Raw genomic sequence first — 22,320 nt, 5'->3', positions numbered from 1 at the left:
TTTATATGCCAATAGCGGATTGTTACGAAGCGACCGAAAGTCAGTTAACCAAAACCTTATCGGGACAGTTCGGACACATACTTGACCAGCTTCTCTGCCATCTCGGCGTTGGCCGTGTTCACGGGAGCAAAGTGATTGGAATCACACAGCGCGTCATACCGCGATTGCACGCCCGCGGTAGTCGCGCGCTTCACGTAATCGCGAACGGAGGGAAAACGGTCACTCTGATTGGTGATGAATATCTGCGGGACTTTTACCAGTGGCATCTGCGCCGGGGAGACTTCCTGCAAACGCTTCTGCAGCGCCTCACCTTGAATGTTGCCAAGCACCTTGGCCTGAACATCGCCGCGTGGCAGGGTCGAATACCACGCCAAGTCGACCACACCATCGAGCACGACCACGCCGGAGATTTTCAACGGGTTTGCGGCATACAGTTCAGACTCCGGCTTCAACAGGCTTCTACCGGCCAGCCACAGCGCGTAATGCCCCCCCGATGAGTGACCAATGGTGACCGTTTTCTTCAAGTCCAACGGGTACGTCTTCGCCAGCTCCTGCAACTTGTCCGCCGCGCTGGCGACCGTTTTGAAAGAGTTCGGCCATTCGCCGTAACTGCCCACACGACTGTATTCGATGTTCCACGTCGCGAAGCCTGCCTTGGTCAGCAGATCAGCGACCGGCGCCATGTAGTCGAGGCTGACATCAGCGCTCCAGCGTCCACCGTGAACAACCACTACAACCGGAAACGGCCCTTTGCCTTTGGGTAAACGCAGGTCGCCGAAGTTATCCAGGCCTTTGCCATAATATTCACGGTGCACATCGCCCATGACCGCGGGTGCGCGCTTCACCGTTTCCTGAAACAGTGACCATTCATCCTGAGGCGCCGACAGCGGCAGTGGTTTTTCGCAGGCAACATTGTTCTCTACGGCCTGAACACCGAAGGCCACAGAGGCCAGCAATAGCGACACGGCAATTTTGCATTTCATTGGGAACCCTACCTTTTTTTGATTTTAAAGTTCACAGCCAGGTTGTTCTTGAGTCGGTTTCGCAGAGCATCAACGCAACAAGCCAAAGCGCTCAGCGAGCGAAAGAGCAGTTACAACCCGGCAAAGATCGCTGTCGGATTCAGGCCCGAGCAGCGTCCAGTTTTAGCCAACGCTTGATGCACTGCACCATGGGGCCGCTGCCTGCCGCCAGGTCGTCGAGGATGTTGAAATGGTCTGAGTCCAGCGCGAGCAGCTCGGCCGGTGCGCCTTGTTCTATGCAGGCGCAGGCATAGTCCATCGTCTGGCGGCGGAATTCGTCCGTCTCGCGCAGCCCGTAGGCCAGCATCAGGGGCGGGAGCCGCGCCGGAATGTGCAATATCGGGCTCAGCGACTCGACTGATTGCCAGGTGAAATCAATCGTCGAGGCCAGAAAGGTATGCGGTAGCGGACGCAAGTCAAACACCCCGCTGACAGCGATGGCGCCTTGGTAGGGTTGGGCCGGCAGGCCATAGTCGCCCACCCAATCGGTCGCCAGCAGCTCGGCCACTCCGTGGGCTCCAGCTGAATGCCCGACCACCACGATGCGCTCGCGATCAATCCCGAACCGCTCGGCGTTGCGCCACAGGAAGCAGAACGCCGCGCGATGCTGGCGTACGATCTCGGCAATGGTGACTTTCGGCGCCAGCGTGTAGTTCTCAATCACCGTCACCACGCCCAGCGCGGCCAAGCCCTTGGCCACGAAGCTCCACTCCTTGCTGGTGGTCGCCCGCCAGTAACCGCCATGAACGAAGAACACTGCCGGGCGCAAGGTTCCGGGGGTTGCCTGTTGGGGGAAAAACACGTCGAAGGTTTCGTCTAGGGTCGGGCCGTAGGGCACGTCCAGCTTATTGGGCAGTTGGGCGCGTGCGATTTGGCTTTGCTCGATGAACCGCTGAACATAGCCATCGAAGTCTTTGACCGAGGCCTCGATGTCGTACTGCTCGTCAAGCTGCGCCGTCGTGGTAAAACGTTGGTAGATCGGGATTTTCATACAGGCATGCTCCGGGGAGTTATTGGGGGCCAGCGCCATTGGCAATCGTTCGGCAAGAGGTCAGAACGGAAAAACGAGCTTTAGCCAATAGGCGTCGCCTTCGGCGCGATTGCGCACCGCGCGCTCCTGCTGCCACTTTGCGGTCACGAACCAACCCCGCTGACTGCTGTATTTGATCGATGGGCCGATGGCGAACGCGCGGCCTTTATTGTCCTCGACCGGCTCACCGCGGACATCGTCGTCGGTGGTCTGCCGGTACACGTAGCCGCCCACACCGAGCACCCAGCCATTGCTGAGGCCCCAGCCAATGGCATAGTCGGCGTGCAGCTCCTGGCCGGAACGGTAATCAGTGTCGCGGTTGCGCAGGTTGAAGTCGTACATGGTCTTGATGTCGATGTTCAGCCCGTTCGGATCGACGTAGCTGAAGGCCGCCACCGGTTGCACGGTCCAGTAATTACGGCCGATATTGACCAGATCGTCGCGGTCAAAACGTCCCGTGGGAGCGAAGAAATCGATGCCATAGGCGGCATGCATTTTTTCACTGTAGTGGTAGCCCAGGCCGGGGCCGAACGTGATGTCGCCCAGCTCGCGCTTGCGCTGACTGGTGCCGTCGAGCGAGACCTTCAACTCGACCAGCGGCGCGATGGCATGGAACGCCAGACTGCCGCCCAACACCTTCTGCTCGGTGACCCACACGACGCGCGGCGCAATGACATCGGCGCGCAGGCGGAAGTCCACTGGCAGCTGCCGCCCGTCATTGCCGCGCAAACGGTCGGCGCGGTAACGCTGGGCGTAGACGGTGCCATACAGGCCCGGTGGCGGCATGGCGCCAGACAAGTAGTTCTCGGCACCCATAGGGTACATGGAGCCGCCACCTTCGGTGGCGAGGGTTTGCGCGGCCGGCGCGGTCAGCGAGCAGCCCAGTAACAGCCGCGCGGTGACAAGAGATGGGCTTACAGCACTGTTGTTATTGTTCATCGTGTCTACCCATTGATTGGCGAAAAAACCAGGCAGGCGCTCACCTTTCACAAGCGCAGCCGCCCCAGGTCAGGCCCGAATCACCTGCGGGCCTTATCGGAAAAACCCGCAAATAAGCGCTTCAGGTCTTTTTGAGCATGTCGAGGGCAACGTCGACGATCATGTCTTCCTGGCCGCCGATCATCCGGCGCTTGCCCAACTCGACGAGGATGTCGAAAGCCGACAAGCCGTATTTGCTGGCGGCCGCTTCGGCGTGGCGCAGGAAGCTTGAATAAACCCCGGCATAACCCAGCGCGAGCGTTTCGCGGTCGACCCGCACCACCCGCTCCTGCATAGGGCGGACGATGTCTTCGGCGGCATCGATCAGCTTTTTCACATCACAGCCGTGGTTCAGGCCCATGCGCTCGGCCGCGGCGATGAACACTTCCATCGGTGCATTACCTGCGCCGGCGCCCATACCGGTGAGGCTGGCATCGATGCGATCGCAGCCGTTTTCAAGCGCAATCAGGCTGTTGGCCACGCCGAGGCTGAGGTTGTGATGGGCATGCATGCCGGTCTCGGTTGCCGGGTCGAGCACGTCCTTGAGGGCCTTGAAGCGCTCGGCAATGTCCCACATGTTCATCGCCCCGCCCGAGTCCACCACGTAGACGCACTGTGCACCGTAGCTTTCCATCAGCTTGCCTTGCGCGGCGAGTCCGGCGGGGGTTTGCATGTGGCTCATCATGAGGAAACCGACGGTGTCCATACCCAAAGAACGGGCGTATTCGATGTGCTGGCGGGATACGTCGGCTTCGGTACAGTGGGTGGCCACGCGCACGATGCGCGCGCCGGCGTTGTAGGCAGCCTTGAGGTCGTGCACGGTGCCGATCCCCGGCAGCAACAGCGTTGCAATGCGGGCACGCTTGACCACTGCCGCCGCCGACTCGATCCACTCAAGATCGGTGTGGGCACCAAAGCCGTAGTTGAAACTCGACCCCTGCAAGCCATCGCCGTGCGCAACTTCAATGCTGTCTACGCCGGCGTCGTCCAGCGCCTGGGCGATCCGTGCAACTTGTTCGAGGCTGTAGCGGTGACGCACGGCATGCATACCGTCGCGCAGGGTGACGTCGGAAACGTGGATTTTTCTATTCTTGTCGATCATTTTCCCACCCCTTCAGCGGCGAGTTGCGCTTGGGCAATACGTTCGGCGACGGTCAACGCCGCGCTGGTCATGATGTCGAGGTTGCCAGCGAACGCCGGCAGGTAATGCCCGGCACCTTCCACTTCGAGGAACACCGCGACCTTGATGCCGGTGCTCCAGCCCAGACCGGGAATGTTCTGCCGGTTGTCCTCGCCGAAGTGCTCGAACTGAACTTGTTGTTTGAGCCGATAACCCGGCACATAACGACGCACTTCAGCGACCCGCGCCTCGACGGCGCCGGCGATTGCCTGGGTGTCGGCATCCGGCGGCACGAAGCAGTAGATGGTGTCGCGCATAATCAGCGGCGGCTCGGCCGGATTGAGGACGATGATCGCCTTGCCACGGGCGGCTCCGCCCACTTCTACAATGGCGCGAGACGTAGTCTCGGTGAACTCATCGATATTGGCGCGGGTGCCGGGGCCGGCAGACTTGCTGGAAATCGCCGCGACGATTTCGGCGTAATGCACCGGCGCCACGCTCGCCACTGCATGCACGATCGGGATGGTCGCCTGGCCACCGCAGGTGACCATGTTCAGGTTCGGCGCCTCGGCATGCTCGGCGAAGTTCACCACCGGAATCACGAAAGGCCCAAGCGCTGCCGGGGTCAGGTCGATGATGCGCACACCATGGTCGCGCAGTCTGGCGTCATGCACCTTGTGCGCACCTGCCGAAGTGGCGTCAAAGGCGATGCGGATTTTCTTGAAATCGGGCATCGCGAGCAGTCCGTCGATGCCCTCTGCGGTGGTGGGCACGCCGAGACGTTCGGCACGCGCCAGACCGTCGGAGGTCGGGTCGATGCCGACCATTGCAGCCACTTCGAGCATGTCGGAATTGCGCAGGATCTTGATCATCAGATCGGTGCCGATGTTGCCCGAGCCAATGATTGCCACGGGAATGCGAGCAGATGACATCTGTTCTTCTCCTGTCGAGTGCAGGCCAGCGCCTCGGCTGCGGCCCGCACTCGGTGAGTGGATTCAGCGCAATGGCTTGTAGGCCACGGCTTTGATTTCGATGACCAGATGCGGGTGAGGCAACTGGTGCACGGCTACAGTGGTGCGCGTCGGGCCGTCGGCGTCGAAGAACTGCGCGTAGACCTGGTTGTACTGAGCAAAATCGTTCATGTTGACCAGATAGCTGCACACCTCAACCACGTCTTCGAGGTCGGCATCGACACTGCGCAGAATGTCGCGAATGTTGTTCAGCACCTCGCGGGTCTGCACTTCAATGCACGGGCGCACGCGCCCAGTGGCATCCAGCTCGGCACCGGCGATGCTGTTGTCGGGGCGGCGCGAACTGGTGCCGGAAACGAACAGAAAGTCACCGGCGCGTTTGACGTGCGGAAAGGCGCCCAGCGGGGTGGCCTTGCCATCGACCACGCGGGCACGGGTTTGCGCTTTGTCACTCATGGCTTTACTCCTCGCGCAGCGTTTGGAACGCCACGCTGCCCAGATGCTGGAATTCACAACGCACCGCGACCCCCGGACGCAACGCCACGGCTGCCGTCGCGGCACCGGCCAGCACCAGGCTGCCGGGCTCCAGCGCTTCGCCGTGCTGCGCAGCCAGGCGCGCCGCCGCCACCAGCGCGCGTACTGGTGCCCCGAGGATCGCCGCCGTGCTGCCCATCTCCACCGCGCGGCCGTCGAAGCTCATCACCAGCCCCAGATTGTCGAGATTGGTGTCGGGCCGCTGCCATCCGCCGACCACGAAGCCGGACGACGAAGCGTTGTCGGCGACCACGTCAGGCAGCGAAAACTTGAAGTCGCGGTAGCGCGAGTCAATTACCTCCAGCGCCGGCGCGACGGCTTCGACTGCGGCCAAGGCCTGCAACGGCGTCACCTGCCCTTGCAGGCGCTTGCCGAGCAGAAAGCAGACCTCCGGCTCGACACGCGGGTGCACATACCGGGACAAATCAATGCTGCCGCCCTCCTCGATCCACATGTCCGAGGTCAAGCGCCCCCAGATCAGATCGGAAACACCCATCTGGGCCATTTTCGCGCGGCTGGTGAAGCCCATTTTCATGCCCACCTGACGCGCGCCACGGGCAAGACGTTGTTCGATCAACTGGCGCTGCACCTGATAGGCCTCGTCCAGCGTGACGGTGTCTTCACCGCTGAGTTGCAGGGTCGCCTGAGCGAGCCGGGCCGCCTCATCGAGGCGCTGGGCAATACGTTGAATTTTCATGCGAATCACCTCAATTGGCGGGTTCGAAACAGGCCCGGACGCTGCCCAGACCCTGAATGCGTGCCTCGAAAACATCACCGGGCGCGACACTGACCATCGGTCCCAAGGCACCGCTGAGCACCACATCGCCGGCCCGCAGTGGCGTGCCCATATCGACCAGGGTGCGCGCCAGCCACAACGCGGCATTCAAGGGGTGACCCAGGCATGCCGCACCGACGCCGAAAGATACGGGCTCGCCCTGGCGCTCCATGACCATGCCGGCCAGGCGCAGATCCAGATCGGCAAGTTTCACCGGCCGCTGGCCGAGCACGTAGAGGCCGGCCGAGGCGTTGTCGGCGATGGTGTCGAGAATGCTGATGTTCCAGTTGGCGATGCGGCTACCGACCACCTCAATGGCAGGCAGTGCATAGGCGGTAGCCGCGAGCAAATCGCTCAGCACGATGTTTTCGCGGTCCAGATCGCGCTCCAGCACCAGCGCCACTTCCGCCTCGCACTTGGCCTGCATAAGGCGCGGCCAGGCGATCGCCTCGCCATCGGCGACCTCCATGCTGTCGTACAAGGTGCCGAAGTCCGGTTGATCCACGCCCAACTGCTGCTGCACCGCATGCGAGGTGAGGCCGATCTTGCGCCCGGTGATACGCCGCCCGGCGTGGACCTGGCGCTGGGTGTTGAGCTGTTGCACCCGGTAGGCGTCGGCAATCGAGGCCAACTGATCGCGGACCGGCAGCACCGGTTCGCCGCTTGTGGCCGCCTGGTCGAGCAGATCGGCAACTCGTTGAAGTTGTTCGCTCATTGCTCGCTCTCCTGGTCAATGCGTACGCAGACGTTGGTCAGTTCCGAATAAAAGTTCAGTGAGTGCATGCCGCCCTCACGGCCGATGCCGGACAATCCAGCGCCACCGAACGGCGTACGCAGATCGCGCAAAAACCAGGTGTTTACCCAACTGATGCCCACGCGCATGGCCTCGCTGACGCGGTGCGCGCGGCTCAGGTTGGTGGTCCAGATGGTGGCGGCCAGGCCGTAACGGGTGTCGTTGGCGCGGGCGATGACTTCACGCTCGCTGTCGAACGGCGACACGTGGCAGATCGGCCCGAAGATTTCTTCGCGCACCGAACGGGCGTCGTCGGACAGCCCGGCAATGACGGTCGGCTCGACCCATGCGCCGTTATCACGTGCATCACCAAAATGCGGTACGCCGCCACCGGCGATGAAGGTCGCACCTTCCCGGCGCGCAAGTTCGAAGTAACTCAGCACCTTGTCGCGATGCTTGGCCGAAATCAGTGGCCCCATCTGCGTGGCAGGATCGTGGGGCCAGTCGATTTTCATCACCTTGATGCGCTCGGCAATCGCTGTGCAGAAACGCTCGAAAATCGGCCGTTCGACATACACCCGTTCGGAGCACAGGCACACCTGACCGCTGTTGAGAAACAGCGCGCGCATCATGCCGTCGATCATTTTCTCGAAGTCGCAGTCGGCGAAAATGATCGCTGCGTTCTTGCCGCCCAGCTCGAACGACACCGGCTTAACTCCTTCGGCGGCAGCATGCATGATGGTGGTGCCCGTGCGTGATTCGCCCGTGAATGTGATGGCGCTGATGTCCGGGTGCCGGGAAATGAACTCGCCGGCCGAGTCCGGACCGAAACCGTGCACCAGGTTGAACACGCCATCCGGTACACCGGCGGCTTGCATCACTTCGGCGAGCAGCGTCGCGGTGCCGGGAGTGTCTTCGGAAGGTTTGACCACCACCGCGTTGCCGCACGCCAAGGCGGGTGCGACCTTCCAGGTCAGCAACAGCAACGGCAGGTTCCACGGGGAAATCACTCCGACCACGCCGAGTGGCTTGCGGGCGGCGTAGTTCAGCGCGTAGGCACCGTCTGGCAGGTCCAGGCGATGGCTATCCAGCGGCGCGGTGGCGAGGATGTCTGCGAAGGTACGGAAATTGGCGATGCCGCGTGGCACGTCGATCACCGAGGCCATGGCCAGCGGCTTGCCGGTGTCGGCCATTTCGGCGGCCAGGAAATCGGCCTGGCGACGCTCCATTTCGTCAGCGATCCGGCGCAGGACGTCGACACGTTCAGCGGCGCTGGTGCGGCCCCAGGCGCCAGCGACGGCGCGATGGCCAGCCTTGACCGCCTCGTCCACCAGCTCGCGGCCAGCCTCATGGACCACGGCGACGACGGAGCCGTCGACCGGGCTGATGTCCTCGAAGGTGCGCGGGCTCTCGACCCAGCGACCATTGATAAAATTTCGATAGTTTTTCATGACTGACCTCAATGACACGGCTGACGGCGAGCCTGCAGCCGGCTCGCGAATTTGCAGAGGCCCGGCCCGATAAATCGCGGGCGCAGGCATGCACGGCTTGCGTTGCAACGGCAACGGAAACGGTCTACGGAAAAAAATTGATGCGGCGCGCTTCAGCAGCGGTGATGAGCGAGATCGCGCACCTGCTCGTTCATCCCCTCAGGGGTTGAACTCCACGACAGCGGCGCCGCTGCCATACAACGCGCCGTAGTGATGCACTGTGGCGCCCTGGAAACGCCCACCGAGTGCGCCGAGCAACCAGTGGAAATGCTTGAAACCCATGTCCACCCGCGCTTCGGCGGCATAGGCCGGCAGCACTTCGCGCAGCGCATCGACATCGCCCGCCTCGATCAGCGCCAGAACCTTGCGATTCCAGGCGTCTTCTTCTGCGTGAACGATGCGGTCGTCCTGCGCTTCGATGGGTTTGGTAAACAGGCTCCCGGACAAGCCCCCGACGCCCACCACTGCCACGCGCTTGCCTTGTTCGGCAGCGCAGGCCACGGCAATCGCCGCCAGCTTCTCGGTCGCTTCGGCGTTGTCGTAGAGGTTGTTGGACGCCACCACCAGCGGCAACGCTTCGCTGCCGACACTAAGCGCGGTGCTGGCGACGATGGTTCCGGTGTCGATCGGAAAGCCTTGATAATCGGCGCCACGGGCATTCACGCCTTGGGCCCGGCAGGCCTCGATGCAAGCGTTGGCCAGGCTCACATCGCTGTACAAGTCATAGGCCATCTCACCGAATTCGTGCCAGTTTTCGTCGACGTGAATGTCTTCGCTGCGGCGCCGGGTCAGCCAGATCTCATCAAGCACGGCGAACCATTGCGTGGAATAGAGCAGCACCACGTCGGGCCGAGAGGCACGTAATGCGGCGCCGGCCTGTTGCATGGCCTGTCGGAAGCGCTGCCAATTGGGCACATCGGGGCAAAGTTGCGGCAGCGGGCTACCGTGGACCAGAAAAGCCGATACAAGCGTCATGGTTGTTCACCTTGAAAAGAGGTCTGCGAGTCGCGAGGTTCAGGCGGCTTCTGCTGCGGCACGGGCGAGACCGGCCTTGAGCAGATTCCATTCCATTACCGCGTTGCCAGTGCCGATTACCGTGCCGTAGCCGTGCAGTTCCGCCGCCAGTTGCGGGTACTGCATGGCCGCGTGCATCCAGGTGAACGCACCGGACTTCACTTCGGCGAACGCCTCGTCGATGAACTGCGGCAGCAGACGAAAGACTTCATTCATTTCCCCGCGCCGCATCAGCTCGATCATGCGCATGTCCCACTGATACCCCAGTTGGCTCTGCGGATGTTCCTGGGTCATGTCTTCTGGCGGCTCCGGCTCTTGATGAAAATGCCAATGCGATAGAGTGTTGGACGCCAGCAGCACCGCGCGCTTGCCCGATTTGGCGATCGCTTCGCGGGTGGCCTTGCCCAACAGATCCATCTCCACCTGGCCCTCTTCCATGCTCAGGTAATAAGGCGTGTTGTTGGCCGAGATCGACACCACTGGAATGTCCCACTGCGGACGGATCATATGCAATGCGGTGATGGTGCCGTAGTCGACGCGAAAACGCGGGTTGCGCATCATCTTGGTCTGCAGCCCTGCCTTGCGGCCTTCTTCACAGCAGGCCTCGGCCAGTTCGACGTCGAATTTTATCGAGTAGTCGAAGCGAAACAGGTTGGGAAAGATCGGGTCGACCGAGCGCCCGGCCAGGTGCTCGACACCGATGAAATGATGCCCCACGGACGTGATCCAGTGCGGCGAGTGCACCAGCAGTACGTCCGGCTTCAACGCCTCGACACTGGCGCGCGCCCGCTCATACGCCCAGCGCAATTGTTCCCAGCCGCCCTGGGAGCGTGGTTCGTTCTGCGGTGGGTTTTCCGCATAAAGAATGTGCGGTGGATGAGGGGCCAGAAACCCGCTGATAATTTCACCGTTTGCCATGTCGCTTCTCCTGTTCTTTTTGTGTTGCATCAAGGCAGTGAAGAATCAATCGCGAACTGGAATTCCATTTCAACCAACGCCCCCAACGGCAGCGCATCAACCCCTAGCGAAGTTCGCGCAGGTGGGGTGCACCCCTCGAAGAAAGCTTGCCAATGCTGATTGAGCACGCCGAACTGGCTGAAGTCAGCGCAATAGATCCGCACCAACATCAATTTCTCCAGTCCGAACGTCAGCTCCTTGCACAATTCGCTGAGGTTGATCAGGATCTGCTGCACCTCTGCGGCCATACCGCCGTCTACCAGGCCGCCGTGGGCCGGGTCGAGACCGACCATTCCCGAGACGAAAATGAAACCGCCGGCCCGTACCACAGGGCTATAGGCAAAATGCGGCGCAGGCAAGGCGCGGCTGACCAGAGGAGTCCATGTAACAGCAGTTGCCGGGGTCGCTGACCAAGTCATTTTGTTATTCTCATTAAGTACGTATACGTCCTTTATGGGGCCGATGCTATGACCGGTCATAAGGCCTGTCAACGACTTTTTGGCGGTCAGCAGCAAAAACAATAGTACGTGCACGTTGATTATTGGCAGACTTGTTTCGCCGTGCCGGAAGACCAATACTTAACTGGCTGATTTGCCTGACAAATAGTACGTGCACGTACTTATGATTGATCCCCAAAGGATCGCCACCGCAAGGAATGACCGGACGTCCAATGCCATCCACACGCACGCCAGAGCCCGCGAAACTTTCTTCCCAAAGCCAGCTACTCGTCGACCAGTTTCACCTGGAAGACATCGTTTCCCACCTGCTGCGGCGGGCACACTTCGTCGCGGAAGAACTGTTCAACGCAGAATTTTCCGGCGAATCGATCACTCCGCGACAGAAAGCAGCACTGATCGTGGTATCGCAACACCCCGGCCTGACCCAGAACGCACTGGCCGGTCACCTGTTCATGGATCGCAACACCGTTGCCGAAATGGTCAAACGCCTGTGCGCCAACGGCATGCTGATCCGTACCAGCGCTAAAACCGACCAACGCGCCTATCAGCTGTACCTCGGAACCGAGGGCGCCGAGCTACTGGATCGCGTGCTGCCGCGTGATGCAGAAGTGGAAAGGAAACTGCTGGAACGCCTGCCGGAGGAATATCGGCCGCTGTTTTTGAAGTGCCTGAAGATGATGGTTGCGCCGTTGGATGAGTCATAACGTGGACAGCGGCGCTCGGTTTTCTCTGATTTGCAGATTGGCAAAAAACGAACCCTTTGAATGGCGCTATGTAACGTCTTAACGTAATTGCTGATTACAGAGAAGATGATCACTTGCCTGAATAGAGTCTGGTCTTCTGGGTTGATCGCACAAGCTTCAATGACGCTGATCAACGCCGGAAAGCTGGTTTTGTCTACATCGATTTAAACGACGCTAAAGTCATGCTTGGGCAAGTCAACTTGGACGATGGTTGACTGCGTTACAAAGCAAGCCGTTCGGCTGAGGGTCCAATCTGCAGATAGATGTCAAGGCTGCTGCGCTCTGCATGAAAAACCTTAATTGGCTGCATTTTCGCACCTTCGCGAATGATCAAACTCTCCGTATAGAGCCGCACATGTGCAAGCCGGCTGTCCAACTCCTGCTTGGTCATACGAAACTCCAAGCACTGTCAGGTACTTGGGCATTGAGGTCGATGGTGCTTTGGAAATGGCAGAGCAGACAGGGATTTAACCAAGCCACTCACCTGCTCTGAGTCACAATTTGTTTTTGGCACAATCCAAAAGCTTGAGGTTTATCGAGGGCTTTGACTGGCTGCTTTTGGCCGACAGCTGCCGCTCACGAATGACGTCTCTGGGCCAAGAACCGCTTATTTATTAGATTTTTGGGCACGCAGAATCAGGAAACCGGCAATGACAATCAAAAAAATTCCAGCCCATGTGAAGATGTCCGGCGTTTCCTGGAACAATACATAACCCCAAAGGCAGGCGAAAACCAAGTAGGCATAATCGAAAGTCCCGATAAGTGCTGGAGGCGCAACTTGGTAGGCCTTGGCGGTAGCCGTGTTTATGAAAATCAGGGCGCAGGCGTAACAGAAGATAAAAAGAATCTCCTGCCAACCAAGCGTCTGCCAAGGCGAGAGTAGAAATGCAGCACCAGCGACGGTGGACTCACTGACCATTAGCGATGCGATGCCTCCTATGACGGCGGCGAAAAGAAAAGCGATATTCAAGCCCAGAGCCAATACAAGTGGATGATCATTGCGACAATGTCGGCGTGTCACAACCATCGCGATCGCATAGAAAACAGCCGCAATCACAGGTAGCAGGGTTGCAAGGACGAAAATGTCTGATCCCGGGCGTAATACCGTGGCGACACCCGTGAAGCCTATTCCTATCGCTACCCAACCCCGCAGTGGTAAAGGCTCACCTCCGTAAAAGGTGGAGAAAAGCGCTATGAAAAGGGGAGTTGTGTAGATCGCCACGGCGGCCACTGATAATGGGATCAACGGTAACGCTGAGTAGTACGTTACCCACATTAACAACAGCAGAATGCTCCTGATTGTCACCCAAAACATCGAGGCGGTTGAGTGTCGATCCGATCTGATGCCCGTGGCGAGCCAGGCTACAAGGGGGGGCACCGACAGGCAGGATACGATGAGGAACAACTGCCAGAGTGGAAGTCTGGCGCTGAAATATTTGACCGCTGCATCGGCCAGAGAAAGGAGAAAGACAGCGGCGCTTATTAGCCATATGCCCTTGGGAACGCTGTCGGCGCTTGCACTGTACTTGCTCACGAACCGCACTCCTGTTCCGTCAGTGAACTTAGATCCTAACAGACGGTGGCGCCTTCCTAGGGCAAATAACCAACACGTCAGACGGCAATGTTCAGTGCTGGCCGTTGTGACTATCGTCCCACCAGCTCTGGGCCTTAAGGGCCAACTGCGAACGGCTGCTTCTGGCCGATTGCTGCCAGTCGCCATAGGCGCTCTGTTGCGAAGCCATGTATTCGCCTTACAAAACAGCGCTTCAAACACCTGAGCTTTCCGCAATCTCCCCTTCCCCCCGCAAAAAATCCACAAACGCCCTCAGCGGCGAAGGCATGTGACGGCGGCCGTGGTAGTAAAGAAACGGGCCGTCGAAGGCCTGCCACCAGTCCTCGAGAATCGGCACCAGTCGACCATCGGAGAGCGGCTCGCGCAGGAAGTCCTCGAAGGTATAGACGATGCCCAGTCCGTTGATGGCCGAGCGAATTTTCAGATCGTGCGACGACGTCAGCAGTTGCCCCTGAGGCGGGATACGCACGATACGGCCGTCTCGATGGAACTCGAATACGCCGACTTTGCCACTCTCGAACCGATGGCCAAGCAGGTCATGGCTCGGCAGTTCTTCGGGGTGAGTAGGCGTACCGCGTTCAGCCAGATAGCCCGGGGCGGCGGCTGCAACGAAGCGTTGGCGACGCGGGCCGATGGGCACGGCGATCATGTCCTTGGCCAGGCTCTCTTCATAGCGCACGCCGGCGTCATACCCGCCCGCATTGACGTCGACAAAGGTGTTGTCCATGACGACTTCGACACTGATCCCTGGATAAAGGCGCAGAAAACGCGCCAGCAGGTCGGGCAACAGAAAGCGTGCCACCGGCACTGGCACATTGAGCTTGAGCGTGCCGACCGGGCGCTGAGCGTCGTCGTCCAGATCGTTGAAAGCGGCGTCGATTTCTTGCAAGGCCGGGCGCAGGCGCTCGAGCAATCGCTCGCCGGCGGCCGTCGGCGTGACGCTGCGCGTGGTTCGATTGAGCAGGCGCACGCCCAGGTCGCTTTCCAGCCGACGCATGCAATCGCTCAGCGATGAGGCGGACAGCCCGCGCTTTTGCGCGGCAGCACGAAACCCCCCCGCCTCGACCACCGCAGCAAATATCGACACATCGGTAAGGTTTGGTTTACGCATGGACGCTTCCTCTGCAAGCGGCTGACTGTACGCCATACCGTACGGGCCATCCACCAATCCCCGACTTATCCTCGCGCATTCGTACACCGATACTGCTCACTCGCCCCCGCCAACCGGGAACCTGTCACGCGAATGAGAATCCCCCGATGAGCCATTCACCCGCTACGCCGAGCAATACCGCGACCCAACGCCTCCTCAAGGCCACCCGAGTGCTGTTCGCCATTTCCGCGATGGCCGGCACACTGGCTGCGCAGGCGACTTCCCGAACAGAGCCGAAGCCGGACTGGTCAACCCACGATATGCCCAGCCAGAAAGGCCGCATCGTGCTGGTGACCGGAGGGACCAGCGGCATGGGCTATGAAGACGCGCTGGCGCTGACGCGCGCCGGTGCCGAGGTGATCATCGCCGCACGCAACGCCGAGCGCGGCCGCGAGGCGATCGCAAACATCAAGCAAGCCGTGCCCGAGGCGCGCGTGCAATTCGAAACGCTGGACCTTGCCAATCTGCAATCGGTGCGCGACCTCGCCAACCGTCTGCAAGGGCGCCTGCCGAGGCTCGACGTGCTGATCAACAATGCTGCGATCATGTCGCCGCCTGTTCGAGGCGTTTCGGCCGATGGCTACGAGATGCAGCTGGCGACCAATTATCTGGGGCATTTCGCCTTGACCGGCCTGCTGATGCCCCTGCTACGCAAAAGCGACGATGGTCGGGTGGTCAGCCTGTCGAGCATCGCCGCCGGGCGCGCAAGCCTGAACTTTGATGACCTGCAGGCTGAGCGCAGTTACGACCCTTTCGCCAGCTACAGCCAATCGAAACTGGCGGTTCTGAAGTGGAGTATCGAGCTGCAGCAGCGCAGCGATGCCGCCGGTTGGGGGATACGCAGCATCGCCGCTCACCCCGGCGTTGCCGTGACGGAGCTGATCGCCCGGGGGCCTGGCCTGGACAGTGAATTCGGCAAACAATGGGCGGTAGAGCGGGACCTGTATCATTCCGCAGCGCAGGGCGCGCTGCCGACGCTGTATGCGGCGACGGCGCTGGAGGCGGTTGGCGGCGCCTACTACGGGCCTACCGGTGATAACGAGAAGCGCGGGCCGCTGGGCTTCGCCAAGATGCCGCCGGCCGCTGCCGATCGCTCGAATGCGGCCACACTGTGGCAACTCTCCGAGCGACTGACCGGCGTCACCTACCGCTGACCGCCCGGCACGGGCAGGCCCCGTGCCGTTGCCTCGCCACTCCCACAGGAGCGCAACATGGATACGTCTCTTCTTGCCCACCGCGCCGGCGCCATCATCAATGCCGAGGCTCACGAGCTGCGCCCTGCGCTCAATGGCTTTCTGCTGTTCGTTTGCCTGTTCGCCGGCTATTTCATGCTCCGTCCGATCCGCGAATCGATGGGCATCACTGCCGGCGTCGAGAACTTGCAGTGGCTGTTCACCGCGACCTTCCTGGTCATGCTGGCGGCCGTTCCGCTGTTCGCCTGGCTCAGCGCACGCGTGCCGCGCCTGCATTTCGTGGACTGGGTATACGGATTCTTCTGCACCAATCTGCTGTTGTTCGCCATCTTGTTTCTGGGTGAGGAAAGCCCGTGGCTGGCGCGCGTGTTTTACGTGTGGATATCGGTCTACAACCTGTTTGTCGTATCGGTCGCCTGGAGCCTGATGGCCGATGTATTCGACAGTGCCCAGGCCAAACGTCTGTTCGCGTTCATCGCGGCGGGCGCCAGCGTCGGCGGCCTGAGTGGCCCTGCGCTGAGCGCCTTGCTGATCGGTCCGCTGGGTGAGTCCGGCCTGATGCTGCTGGCCGCTGTTCTGCTGGCCGCTGCGATGTGGTTCAAGCGCCAGTTGATGCGCTGGCGTGAACGGGGTGGCGCAGGACGCCCAGATGCCGCGCCGAGCGAAAGCCCTCGCAGGCCGTTGCCGGGCAATCCGTTCAGCGGTATGACGGCCGTTCTTAAATCACCCTATCTGCTCGGCATCTGCGGCTTTGTGGTGCTGCTAGCGACAGTCTCCACCTTCCTTTACTTCGAGCAGGCACGCGTCGTCGCCGAACACTTCCCGGACCGCGAGGCGCAGGTGCGCGTGTTCGGCATCATCGACTTTGTCGTGCAGGCGGGCGCCCTGCTCTGTCAGCTGTTCATCACTGGACGCCTCGCGCAAAGGCTCGGCGTCGGCGTGCTGTTGGCCATGGTGCCGCTGGTCATGTGTGCCGGGTTCATCGGGCTGATCTTCGCCCCCGGCTTTGGTCTGATCGCCGCGCTGATGATCGTGCGCCGCATCGGTGAGTACGCCTTCGTGCGCCCAGGCCGAGAGATGCTGTTTGCCCCGCTCGATGCCGAAAGCAAGTACAAGGCGAAGAACTTCATCGACACCGTGGTCTACCGCGCCGGCGACGCCATCAGTGCCTGGGCAAAAAGCGCGCTGGACGCCCTCAGCCAAGGTGCAGGCATGGCAGCGCTGGTCGGCGCGTTGTGTGCACTGCTGTGGGGTCTGCTGGGGTGGCGGCTCGGCGAGCGGGCGGACCGCCGAGCCAGTTTGTCGGCGGCGCGGCAAAACCCCGCCTAGCGTTCAACGGTCATTGACTGAGACAGGCATTGCCGTAGAATCGCCCGCCCAAAAAATCAGCTTGCAGAGCGAGAAGGAGCTTCGATGCAACGGGTGATGATTGTTGGTCAGCCTGGGTCTGGCAAAAGTACGTTGGCGCGCAAGCTGGGTGAGCGCACGGGGTTGCCGGTCGTGCATATCGACACGATCCATTGGCAGCCAGGCTGGATCGAGCGAAGCCCGGATGAGAAGACCCGACTCTGCCTGGAGGTCGAGGCGCGCGAGCGCTGGATATTCGAAGGTGGCCATTCAACCACTTGGGAAAATCGCGTCGCCCGTGCAGATCTGCTGATCTGGATCGACCGTTCGCCACCGCTTCGATTCTTGCGCGTCCTGCGTAGAACGCTGCTCAACCACGGTCAGTCTCGGCCTGACTTGCCGGAAAACTGCCCCGAACAGCTGGCGAACCTGCCGGAGTTTCTCAGGTTCATGTGGCGGACGAGAAAAACCTCGCGAGCCAAAATGCGCCAATTCGTGTCAACGGCGCCATCGGCTTGCCGGGTGGTTCATCTGCGGTCGAATCGAGAGACGAGGATTTTTCTTGAAAGCATTCGCCCTGCACAGGGCCAGACTTTGCAGACTGACTGACGGCTGACAGCTCCACCAGGGAACTGCCGGTGCCAGGCATCGTCCGAGCTTAAGCGTTTAAGCAAACTGCTCGCCACGAGGTTTCCGTTTGAAAGCTGCCATCGTCAAAAAATACCGTCTGATCATCAAGACCCTGGGTTACGTGGGCTGGTCTTTGTTCTGGTTGCTGCTCTGGGACATCGCCGTCACCGTCGACTTCATGCTGTTTCTCAACGCCAAGCTGAACCTGCCGTTGATGCCGCTGACCTTGCTCGGTTCGGCGTTGATCGTGTTGATCAGTTTTCGCAACAGCAGCGCTTACAACCGCTGGTGGGAAGCGCGGACGCTGTGGGGGTCGATGATCAACAATTCCCGCAGCTTCGCCCGGCAGGTGCTGACGCTGCTGGACGACGCTGGTGGCGAGGTGAATCCGGTCAAATCCACGCTGTTGCGCCGCCACGTGGCCTACGTGAATTGCCTCGCCGCGCACCTGCAAGGTCAGCGGTGTCCCGACGAGGTACGGGCGTTTATTCCCGCCGAAGAGTTCGCCCGCAGTGGCACAACCAATAACTTTGCCAACGATATTCTCACCGGCTCGGCGACGCTGCTCGCTCGCGAATACAAGGCCGGGCATCTGGACAGTATTCGTCTGGCGCGGCTTGAGTCGACGCTGGTGGACTTGTCCAACAGCCAAGGCGGCATGGAGCGGATCGCCAATACCCCGCTGCCCTACCCTTATGTGTATTTCCCACGGCTGTTCATTTCGCTGTTCTGCCTGATCGTGCCGATAGGACTGGTGGAATCCCTCGGTTGGTTCACGCCGCTGGCGTCGACCGTGGTCGGGTTCATGCTGCTGGCCATCGAACGCATTGGCACCGATCTGCAGAGTCCGTTCCGCCACAGCGAACACCAGATTCAAATGGAAGCGCTGTGCGAAACCATCGAAAAGAATCTGCAATCGATGCAGCGTGATTCGTTGGGGGATGTGCGCAGGGTTGAAGAGCCCGCTTGAGGCGCTGCTTTAGCAGCAGCGCTTTTCCTCAGATGCGCAGTAACTATTGACGAGTGTCCGCCGCCTCGGCCGGGTAAAACTCGCCCTGCTTGCCCATTTCTTCGAGTCGTTCGCGCGCTACCGCCTCAACACGTGCCACCGCGTCTCGATCGTCAGGGTCAACCAACTGCAAGCACAGGCGTCGAACATTTTGGTCATGGGTCCCCTCGCTGAGCATTTCGTGGGTGAAGACCTGTTCAGCACGCCATAGGCATAACTGGGTATGGGTCCCGCCGAGCCATATCTCGTTGATTGATCCAAGATCAGTGGTTGCCAATTGATCCACAGTGATTGTCTTATCCATTGCGCCGTACCTTGAAAATGCTTGTACAGGTACGACTGGCAGGCGTAGCGAGTCGTTCAAGTCGTCGACAGTCCACCCACGCCCCACTTATTCGGAAGACTCTTATGAAATCGCCAAAAATCGAAGATTACATCGCTCAATGGCCATTACTGGGCGTGGACTCCGCTGCCCCTTGGGCGGTGGTTCAGGATTGCGAGAGCCGGATTCTGGAATTGCTTGAAACGCTCGGCCCGGGATACCGGCGCCACGACTATTGTGCGATTCATGAAACCGCCATCGTTGAGCAAGGCGCCGTTCTCAAAGGCGCAATCATCATCGGCGCGGGCTGTTTCGTAGCAGCGGGCGCTTACCTCCGTGGAGGCGTTTACCTGGGCAAAAACTGCATTGTTGGCCCCAGCTGCGAGCTGAAAAGTACCTTCATGCTCGATGGCAGCAAACTTGCCCACTTCAACTTCGTCGGCGACTCATTGATTGGCGAAGCGGTAAATATTGAAGCCGGCGCGATCATCGCCAATTACCGTAACGAACTGGACGGGGCTGATATCAGGATCCGCCATGAAGATCAGGTGATCGACACAGGCGTCAGCAAGTTCGGAGCGCTGGTGGGTGACGGCTGCAAGATTGGCGCAAACGCTGTGATTGCTCCTGGCGCTTTGTTGCGGCCCCACACACGTGTTCCTCGTCTGGGGTTGATTGATCAGTTTGCTTATGAGTGAAACCAATTTTGGCGAGAGTACGTCTTCGGCCAATGGCATCCATCTTCATAGGCGCCTCCGTTATGCCCGCTTTCATAACATCGATTTTTCCTGGCCCAGATCCCAAACACCTCTTGCACAAAGGATGACCGCTTTGGGCCGAAATCGGCCAATAGCAAAAATCCGACCTTCGCCACCCCACCGACTGACACCTTGTTCAATCAGAATGCTTGGGCAAAGTCTGCTTGTGCACGCGATTTCTTGGTTCACCTCCAGCCATTTCGTATGATGAGCAATCTAAGTTTGGGATGCTTGGCGTGAAACCGTCATCAAAAAAAGCTTCAACCACTCCGCCCGTACCAACCGGCGTCACCCAGAATTTAAGCGATGCTGTAAGTCAGCTTTCTTGGGACGACTTGCGAATCATCAAAACGCTAAGCGAATGCGGTAATAGAGCCACGACAGCGAAACGGTTGGGGATCAATGTATCCACCGTATCGCGTCGCGTGGCTCAAGTGGAAAAGACACTTGGGGTCGCCCTATTTGACCACCGTCGCTCTGGGTACATGCTCACGCCAGAAGGCATCGAGTTAAAGGCGCTCGCCGAACGCGTCGAGCTTGATATCGTCAGCGTTACACGTCGGGTTTCTCGGGCAGGTCAAGGGCCACAGGGAAAGCTTCGGATCACTACCAGCGACTCCCTGCTTTTGTATTTCCTCACGCCGATCATCGCCGACTTCAAGGCGCTTAATGAAGGAATTGCCATCGAGGTGCTGGTCGGCAACGAGACGTTAAGTCTCGCCCGCGATGAATCTGACGTAGCGGTAAGAGCGACCAAAAAACCTGCCGAAAGTCTCGTCGGGCGCAAGCTCGCTTCGATCGCATGGGCGCCTTATGGCAGCATAAAACACGCGACTACTACCCCCTTCGCAGAAGGCCAGCGATGGGTGTCGTATTCCGCAGGATTATGTGGACTGAAGGCCAAAAGCTACGTCGAAGACAGAATCGGCGCCGACTGTATTTCTTATCGTACGGACTCCGTCGCGGCCGCGAGCGTCGCCATTGCGGCAGGACTTGGTTACGGCTTTCTTCCGTGCATGCTGGGAGACATTACGCCTGGGTTAACACGCGTAGGGCCAGTTGTGCGCGAACTACAGGACGAGCTCTGGCTGCTTACGCATCAGGACATTCGAAAGTCATGGAGAGTCAAAGCATTCATGACTTTTTGTGCAGCAGCCGTAGCGCATCAAAAGCCTTTGATCGAAGGGCAATTGGATCTCCCGGTTGCGCAGGGCGAAACCGGGAGCGTCTCTTAGTCGGCGCGAGATCCGATGACAGCTTTGCAGACAATTTCAATCAGCTGTGAACGTTGAGCCAACCTGGATACACCGATGATATTGCTCGCGCACTGTGGCCGCTCAGTGCGATATGCGGCTTTGCGCACATCACCTACGACGGCGAATGCCGCGTCCATATCCAATACGTACAGCGTTTCTTCGACGACATCATCAAGGGTTGCTCCATAGAGCGCGAGCAGCTTGGCGATATTGTCGTAGGAGGCGCGCATTTGCTCTCCTATCGACGAGAAATCGCTGGGTTTACCCTCGCTATTCAGGGGCGCGGGAGCAACGAGATTACCCTCCTCATCGTGGTTGAACTGACCCGAGATATAGATCTCGTTTCCGACTTTTCTGGCCTGGGGATAGCCGTAGCCCTCCTCCCATGAGACTCCCCAGTAAGCGGTGTTTTTGCCGTGCGGTTGTGAGGCAGCCATTGCTTTCTCCTTGCAGATGACGAATCGAATGATGTCGATTCGAGTTGTCGGGAGGCAAAGGCTAGCATCGGGAACGCGACTGGGAATGTGCATTTTTGCGCCTCCAGTAGCGCAAAATTGCGCCCCCACCTCGTCGCGCCTTCCGTTAGATTTTTCCCATCGACTGACCGCTGGATTGAGCTGATCAACCGGCTAATGGGAAAAAGGAATCAGGATGAACAAGGAAACATGCGCGTCCTCACAAAAGGATCCGGCTAAACAAACCGGACAATTGAAACCCTGGCAGATCCAGCGCGCCAAGCAGCTGATGCTCGATAACCTGGACGCACATATCTCCGTGGCAGCTATCGCACAGGCGTGTGCGCTGTCGCGCAGCCATTTCACTCGTCAGTTCAAAAAAAGCACTCTCGTCTCACCCAAAGAATGGATGCGAGAGCAAAGGATTCTACGGGGCAAGCAGCTGCTTCAGACGTCAAGATTGTTGGTTGCAGAGATCGCACTAGAATGTGGTTTCTTTGATCAGTCTCACTTCAGTCGAACATTTGTGCAAACCGAAGGTGTGACTCCCAGGGCTTGGAAACAGAACAGTCAATCGCCTGCGCTGTGATTTGATGAGCTGCATAACGGGGCTAATTCGTACTTGCAGATTTAACCCCAGAATGCTGCGAATGGAGATAACAGAATCAGTCCGCCGACGACAACCCCATGCTAAACCACTCTCTACCTTGAAACGGCCGTCATTCATTAAGTCCAACACGAACACGCCAATCCGATGACCTATCAAATCGATAATCAAGTCCATGGTCCTTTCTCATAACAA

The 22,320-nt window shown here is 59.5% G+C and carries 25 protein-coding genes and 1 pseudogene; 9 read left to right on the top strand and 17 right to left on the bottom strand.

All coding sequences use genetic code 11. From position 1 onward, the window contains the following. Window positions 1–56: 56 nt before the first annotated feature. The 12 genes from OC605_RS26235 to OC605_RS26180 form a co-directional block, all read right to left on the bottom strand. Complete coding sequence (locus tag OC605_RS26235; protein ID WP_116254800.1) at window positions 57–983, bottom strand: alpha/beta hydrolase; 927 nt, start codon at window positions 981–983, stop codon at window positions 57–59. Between the two features lie 139 nt (window positions 984–1,122). Further along, entirely contained in the window at window positions 1,123–2,013 is an 891-nt protein-coding gene (locus OC605_RS26230; RefSeq protein WP_262140297.1) for an alpha/beta hydrolase, read from the bottom strand. Window positions 2,014–2,073: 60 nt separating this feature from the next. Beyond that, window positions 2,074–2,991, bottom strand: a complete 918-nt coding sequence (locus OC605_RS26225) for a transporter (protein ID WP_262140296.1) — start codon at window positions 2,989–2,991, stop codon at window positions 2,074–2,076. A gap of 121 nt (window positions 2,992–3,112) precedes the next feature. Then, the gene (dmpG, locus tag OC605_RS26220; RefSeq protein ID WP_116254802.1) at window positions 3,113–4,132 is read right to left on the bottom strand and encodes a 4-hydroxy-2-oxovalerate aldolase; all 1,020 of its coding nucleotides are present in this window, start codon (window positions 4,130–4,132) and stop codon (window positions 3,113–3,115) included. Beyond that, window positions 4,129–5,082, bottom strand: coding sequence for an acetaldehyde dehydrogenase (acetylating) (locus OC605_RS26215; protein ID WP_262140295.1), 954 nt, complete (start codon window positions 5,080–5,082; stop codon window positions 4,129–4,131). The genes dmpG and OC605_RS26215 overlap by 4 nt, the downstream gene beginning before the upstream one ends. A 63-nt stretch (window positions 5,083–5,145) precedes the next feature. Beyond that, entirely contained in the window at window positions 5,146–5,577 is a 432-nt protein-coding gene (locus OC605_RS26210) for a RidA family protein (RefSeq protein ID WP_116254804.1), read from the bottom strand. A 4-nt stretch (window positions 5,578–5,581) separates the two neighbouring features. Next, on the bottom strand, window positions 5,582–6,352 hold the full coding sequence (locus OC605_RS26205; RefSeq protein ID WP_116254805.1) for a 2-keto-4-pentenoate hydratase: 771 nt from the start codon (window positions 6,350–6,352) through the stop codon (window positions 5,582–5,584). 10 nt (window positions 6,353–6,362) lie between these two features. Further along, window positions 6,363–7,145 carry a 2-keto-4-pentenoate hydratase gene (locus OC605_RS26200; protein ID WP_116254806.1) on the bottom strand — a complete coding sequence of 261 codons (783 nt, stop codon included), beginning with the start codon at window positions 7,143–7,145 and terminating at the stop codon, window positions 6,363–6,365. Then, window positions 7,142–8,614, bottom strand: coding sequence for a 2-hydroxymuconic semialdehyde dehydrogenase (locus OC605_RS26195; RefSeq protein ID WP_262140294.1), 1,473 nt, complete (start codon window positions 8,612–8,614; stop codon window positions 7,142–7,144). The genes OC605_RS26200 and OC605_RS26195 overlap by 4 nt, the downstream gene beginning before the upstream one ends. Before the next feature lie 198 nt (window positions 8,615–8,812). After that, a complete protein-coding gene (locus OC605_RS26190; RefSeq protein WP_262140293.1) occupies window positions 8,813–9,628 on the bottom strand; it encodes a tRNA U-34 5-methylaminomethyl-2-thiouridine biosynthesis protein in 816 nt (271 codons plus the stop codon). A 39-nt stretch (window positions 9,629–9,667) separates the two neighbouring features. Continuing rightward, a complete protein-coding gene (locus OC605_RS26185) occupies window positions 9,668–10,585 on the bottom strand; it encodes a tRNA U-34 5-methylaminomethyl-2-thiouridine biosynthesis protein (RefSeq protein ID WP_116254809.1) in 918 nt (305 codons plus the stop codon). A 29-nt stretch (window positions 10,586–10,614) separates the two neighbouring features. Further along, window positions 10,615–11,043, bottom strand: coding sequence for a RidA family protein (locus OC605_RS26180; RefSeq protein WP_158561664.1), 429 nt, complete (start codon window positions 11,041–11,043; stop codon window positions 10,615–10,617). A 251-nt stretch (window positions 11,044–11,294) separates the two neighbouring features. Between OC605_RS26180 and OC605_RS26175 the strand changes: the two genes are divergently transcribed. Continuing rightward, on the top strand, window positions 11,295–11,786 hold the full coding sequence (locus OC605_RS26175; RefSeq protein WP_116254811.1) for a MarR family winged helix-turn-helix transcriptional regulator: 492 nt from the start codon (window positions 11,295–11,297) through the stop codon (window positions 11,784–11,786). A 259-nt stretch (window positions 11,787–12,045) separates the two neighbouring features. Here the strand turns inward: OC605_RS26175 and OC605_RS26170 are convergent, their stop codons facing one another. Next, entirely contained in the window at window positions 12,046–12,216 is a 171-nt protein-coding gene (locus OC605_RS26170) for a hypothetical protein (protein WP_168772686.1), read from the bottom strand. Here OC605_RS26170 and OC605_RS26165 point away from each other — a divergent pair. Next, window positions 12,193–12,296 (top strand): annotated as a pseudogene (locus OC605_RS26165) (integrase); the annotation flags it as partial. The gene OC605_RS26170 and the pseudogene OC605_RS26165 sit on opposite strands and share 24 nt — an antisense overlap. Before the next feature lie 136 nt (window positions 12,297–12,432). Here the strand turns inward: OC605_RS26165 and OC605_RS26160 are convergent. After that, window positions 12,433–13,359 carry a DMT family transporter gene (locus OC605_RS26160; RefSeq protein ID WP_262140292.1) on the bottom strand — a complete coding sequence of 309 codons (927 nt, stop codon included), beginning with the start codon at window positions 13,357–13,359 and terminating at the stop codon, window positions 12,433–12,435. Window positions 13,360–13,591: 232 nt separating this feature from the next. Further along, window positions 13,592–14,509 carry a LysR family transcriptional regulator gene (locus OC605_RS26155; protein ID WP_262140291.1) on the bottom strand — a complete coding sequence of 306 codons (918 nt, stop codon included), beginning with the start codon at window positions 14,507–14,509 and terminating at the stop codon, window positions 13,592–13,594. A 146-nt stretch (window positions 14,510–14,655) separates the two neighbouring features. Between OC605_RS26155 and OC605_RS26150 the strand changes: the two genes are divergently transcribed. The 4 genes from OC605_RS26150 (at window position 14,656) to OC605_RS26135 (ending at window position 18,688) form a co-directional block, all read left to right on the top strand. Next, window positions 14,656–15,702, top strand: a complete 1,047-nt coding sequence (locus OC605_RS26150; RefSeq protein WP_262140290.1) for an SDR family oxidoreductase — start codon at window positions 14,656–14,658, stop codon at window positions 15,700–15,702. 57 nt (window positions 15,703–15,759) lie between these two features. Beyond that, window positions 15,760–17,070 (top strand): NTP/NDP exchange transporter, encoded by a 1,311-nt coding sequence (locus tag OC605_RS26145; RefSeq protein ID WP_262140289.1) that lies wholly within the window; start codon window positions 15,760–15,762, stop codon window positions 17,068–17,070. An 84-nt stretch (window positions 17,071–17,154) separates the two neighbouring features. Then, window positions 17,155–17,697, top strand: a complete 543-nt coding sequence (locus tag OC605_RS26140) for an AAA family ATPase (RefSeq protein ID WP_262140288.1) — start codon at window positions 17,155–17,157, stop codon at window positions 17,695–17,697. 88 nt (window positions 17,698–17,785) lie between these two features. Next, complete coding sequence (locus OC605_RS26135) at window positions 17,786–18,688, top strand: bestrophin family protein (protein WP_262140287.1); 903 nt, start codon at window positions 17,786–17,788, stop codon at window positions 18,686–18,688. Window positions 18,689–18,731: 43 nt separating this feature from the next. Here the strand turns inward: OC605_RS26135 and OC605_RS26130 are convergent, their stop codons facing one another. After that, entirely contained in the window at window positions 18,732–19,031 is a 300-nt protein-coding gene (locus OC605_RS26130; protein ID WP_016774369.1) for a hypothetical protein, read from the bottom strand. Between the two features lie 104 nt (window positions 19,032–19,135). Between OC605_RS26130 and OC605_RS26125 the strand changes: the two genes are divergently transcribed. Beyond that, complete coding sequence (locus OC605_RS26125; RefSeq protein WP_186569001.1) at window positions 19,136–19,747, top strand: DapH/DapD/GlmU-related protein; 612 nt, start codon at window positions 19,136–19,138, stop codon at window positions 19,745–19,747. Between the two features lie 287 nt (window positions 19,748–20,034). Beyond that, on the top strand, window positions 20,035–21,042 hold the full coding sequence (locus OC605_RS26120; RefSeq protein ID WP_262140319.1) for a LysR family transcriptional regulator: 1,008 nt from the start codon (window positions 20,035–20,037) through the stop codon (window positions 21,040–21,042). Here OC605_RS26120 and OC605_RS26115 read toward each other — a convergent pair. Then, the gene (locus OC605_RS26115) at window positions 21,039–21,500 is read right to left on the bottom strand and encodes a Rid family hydrolase (protein ID WP_039759017.1); all 462 of its coding nucleotides are present in this window, start codon (window positions 21,498–21,500) and stop codon (window positions 21,039–21,041) included. The two genes, OC605_RS26120 and OC605_RS26115, sit on opposite strands and share 4 nt — an antisense overlap. A 214-nt stretch (window positions 21,501–21,714) precedes the next feature. On the opposite strand from OC605_RS26115, the gene OC605_RS26110 reads away from it, so the two are divergent. Next, window positions 21,715–22,107 (top strand): helix-turn-helix domain-containing protein, encoded by a 393-nt coding sequence (locus tag OC605_RS26110; RefSeq protein WP_039758866.1) that lies wholly within the window; start codon window positions 21,715–21,717, stop codon window positions 22,105–22,107. Window positions 22,108–22,320 lie beyond the last annotated feature (213 nt).

Source organism: Pseudomonas sp. Marseille-Q5117, from assembly GCF_946901175.1.
In the GTDB taxonomy this organism is placed as follows: domain Bacteria; phylum Pseudomonadota; class Gammaproteobacteria; order Pseudomonadales; family Pseudomonadaceae; genus Aquipseudomonas; species Aquipseudomonas iranensis.
This window is presented reverse-complemented; position numbering and strand designations above follow the sequence as displayed.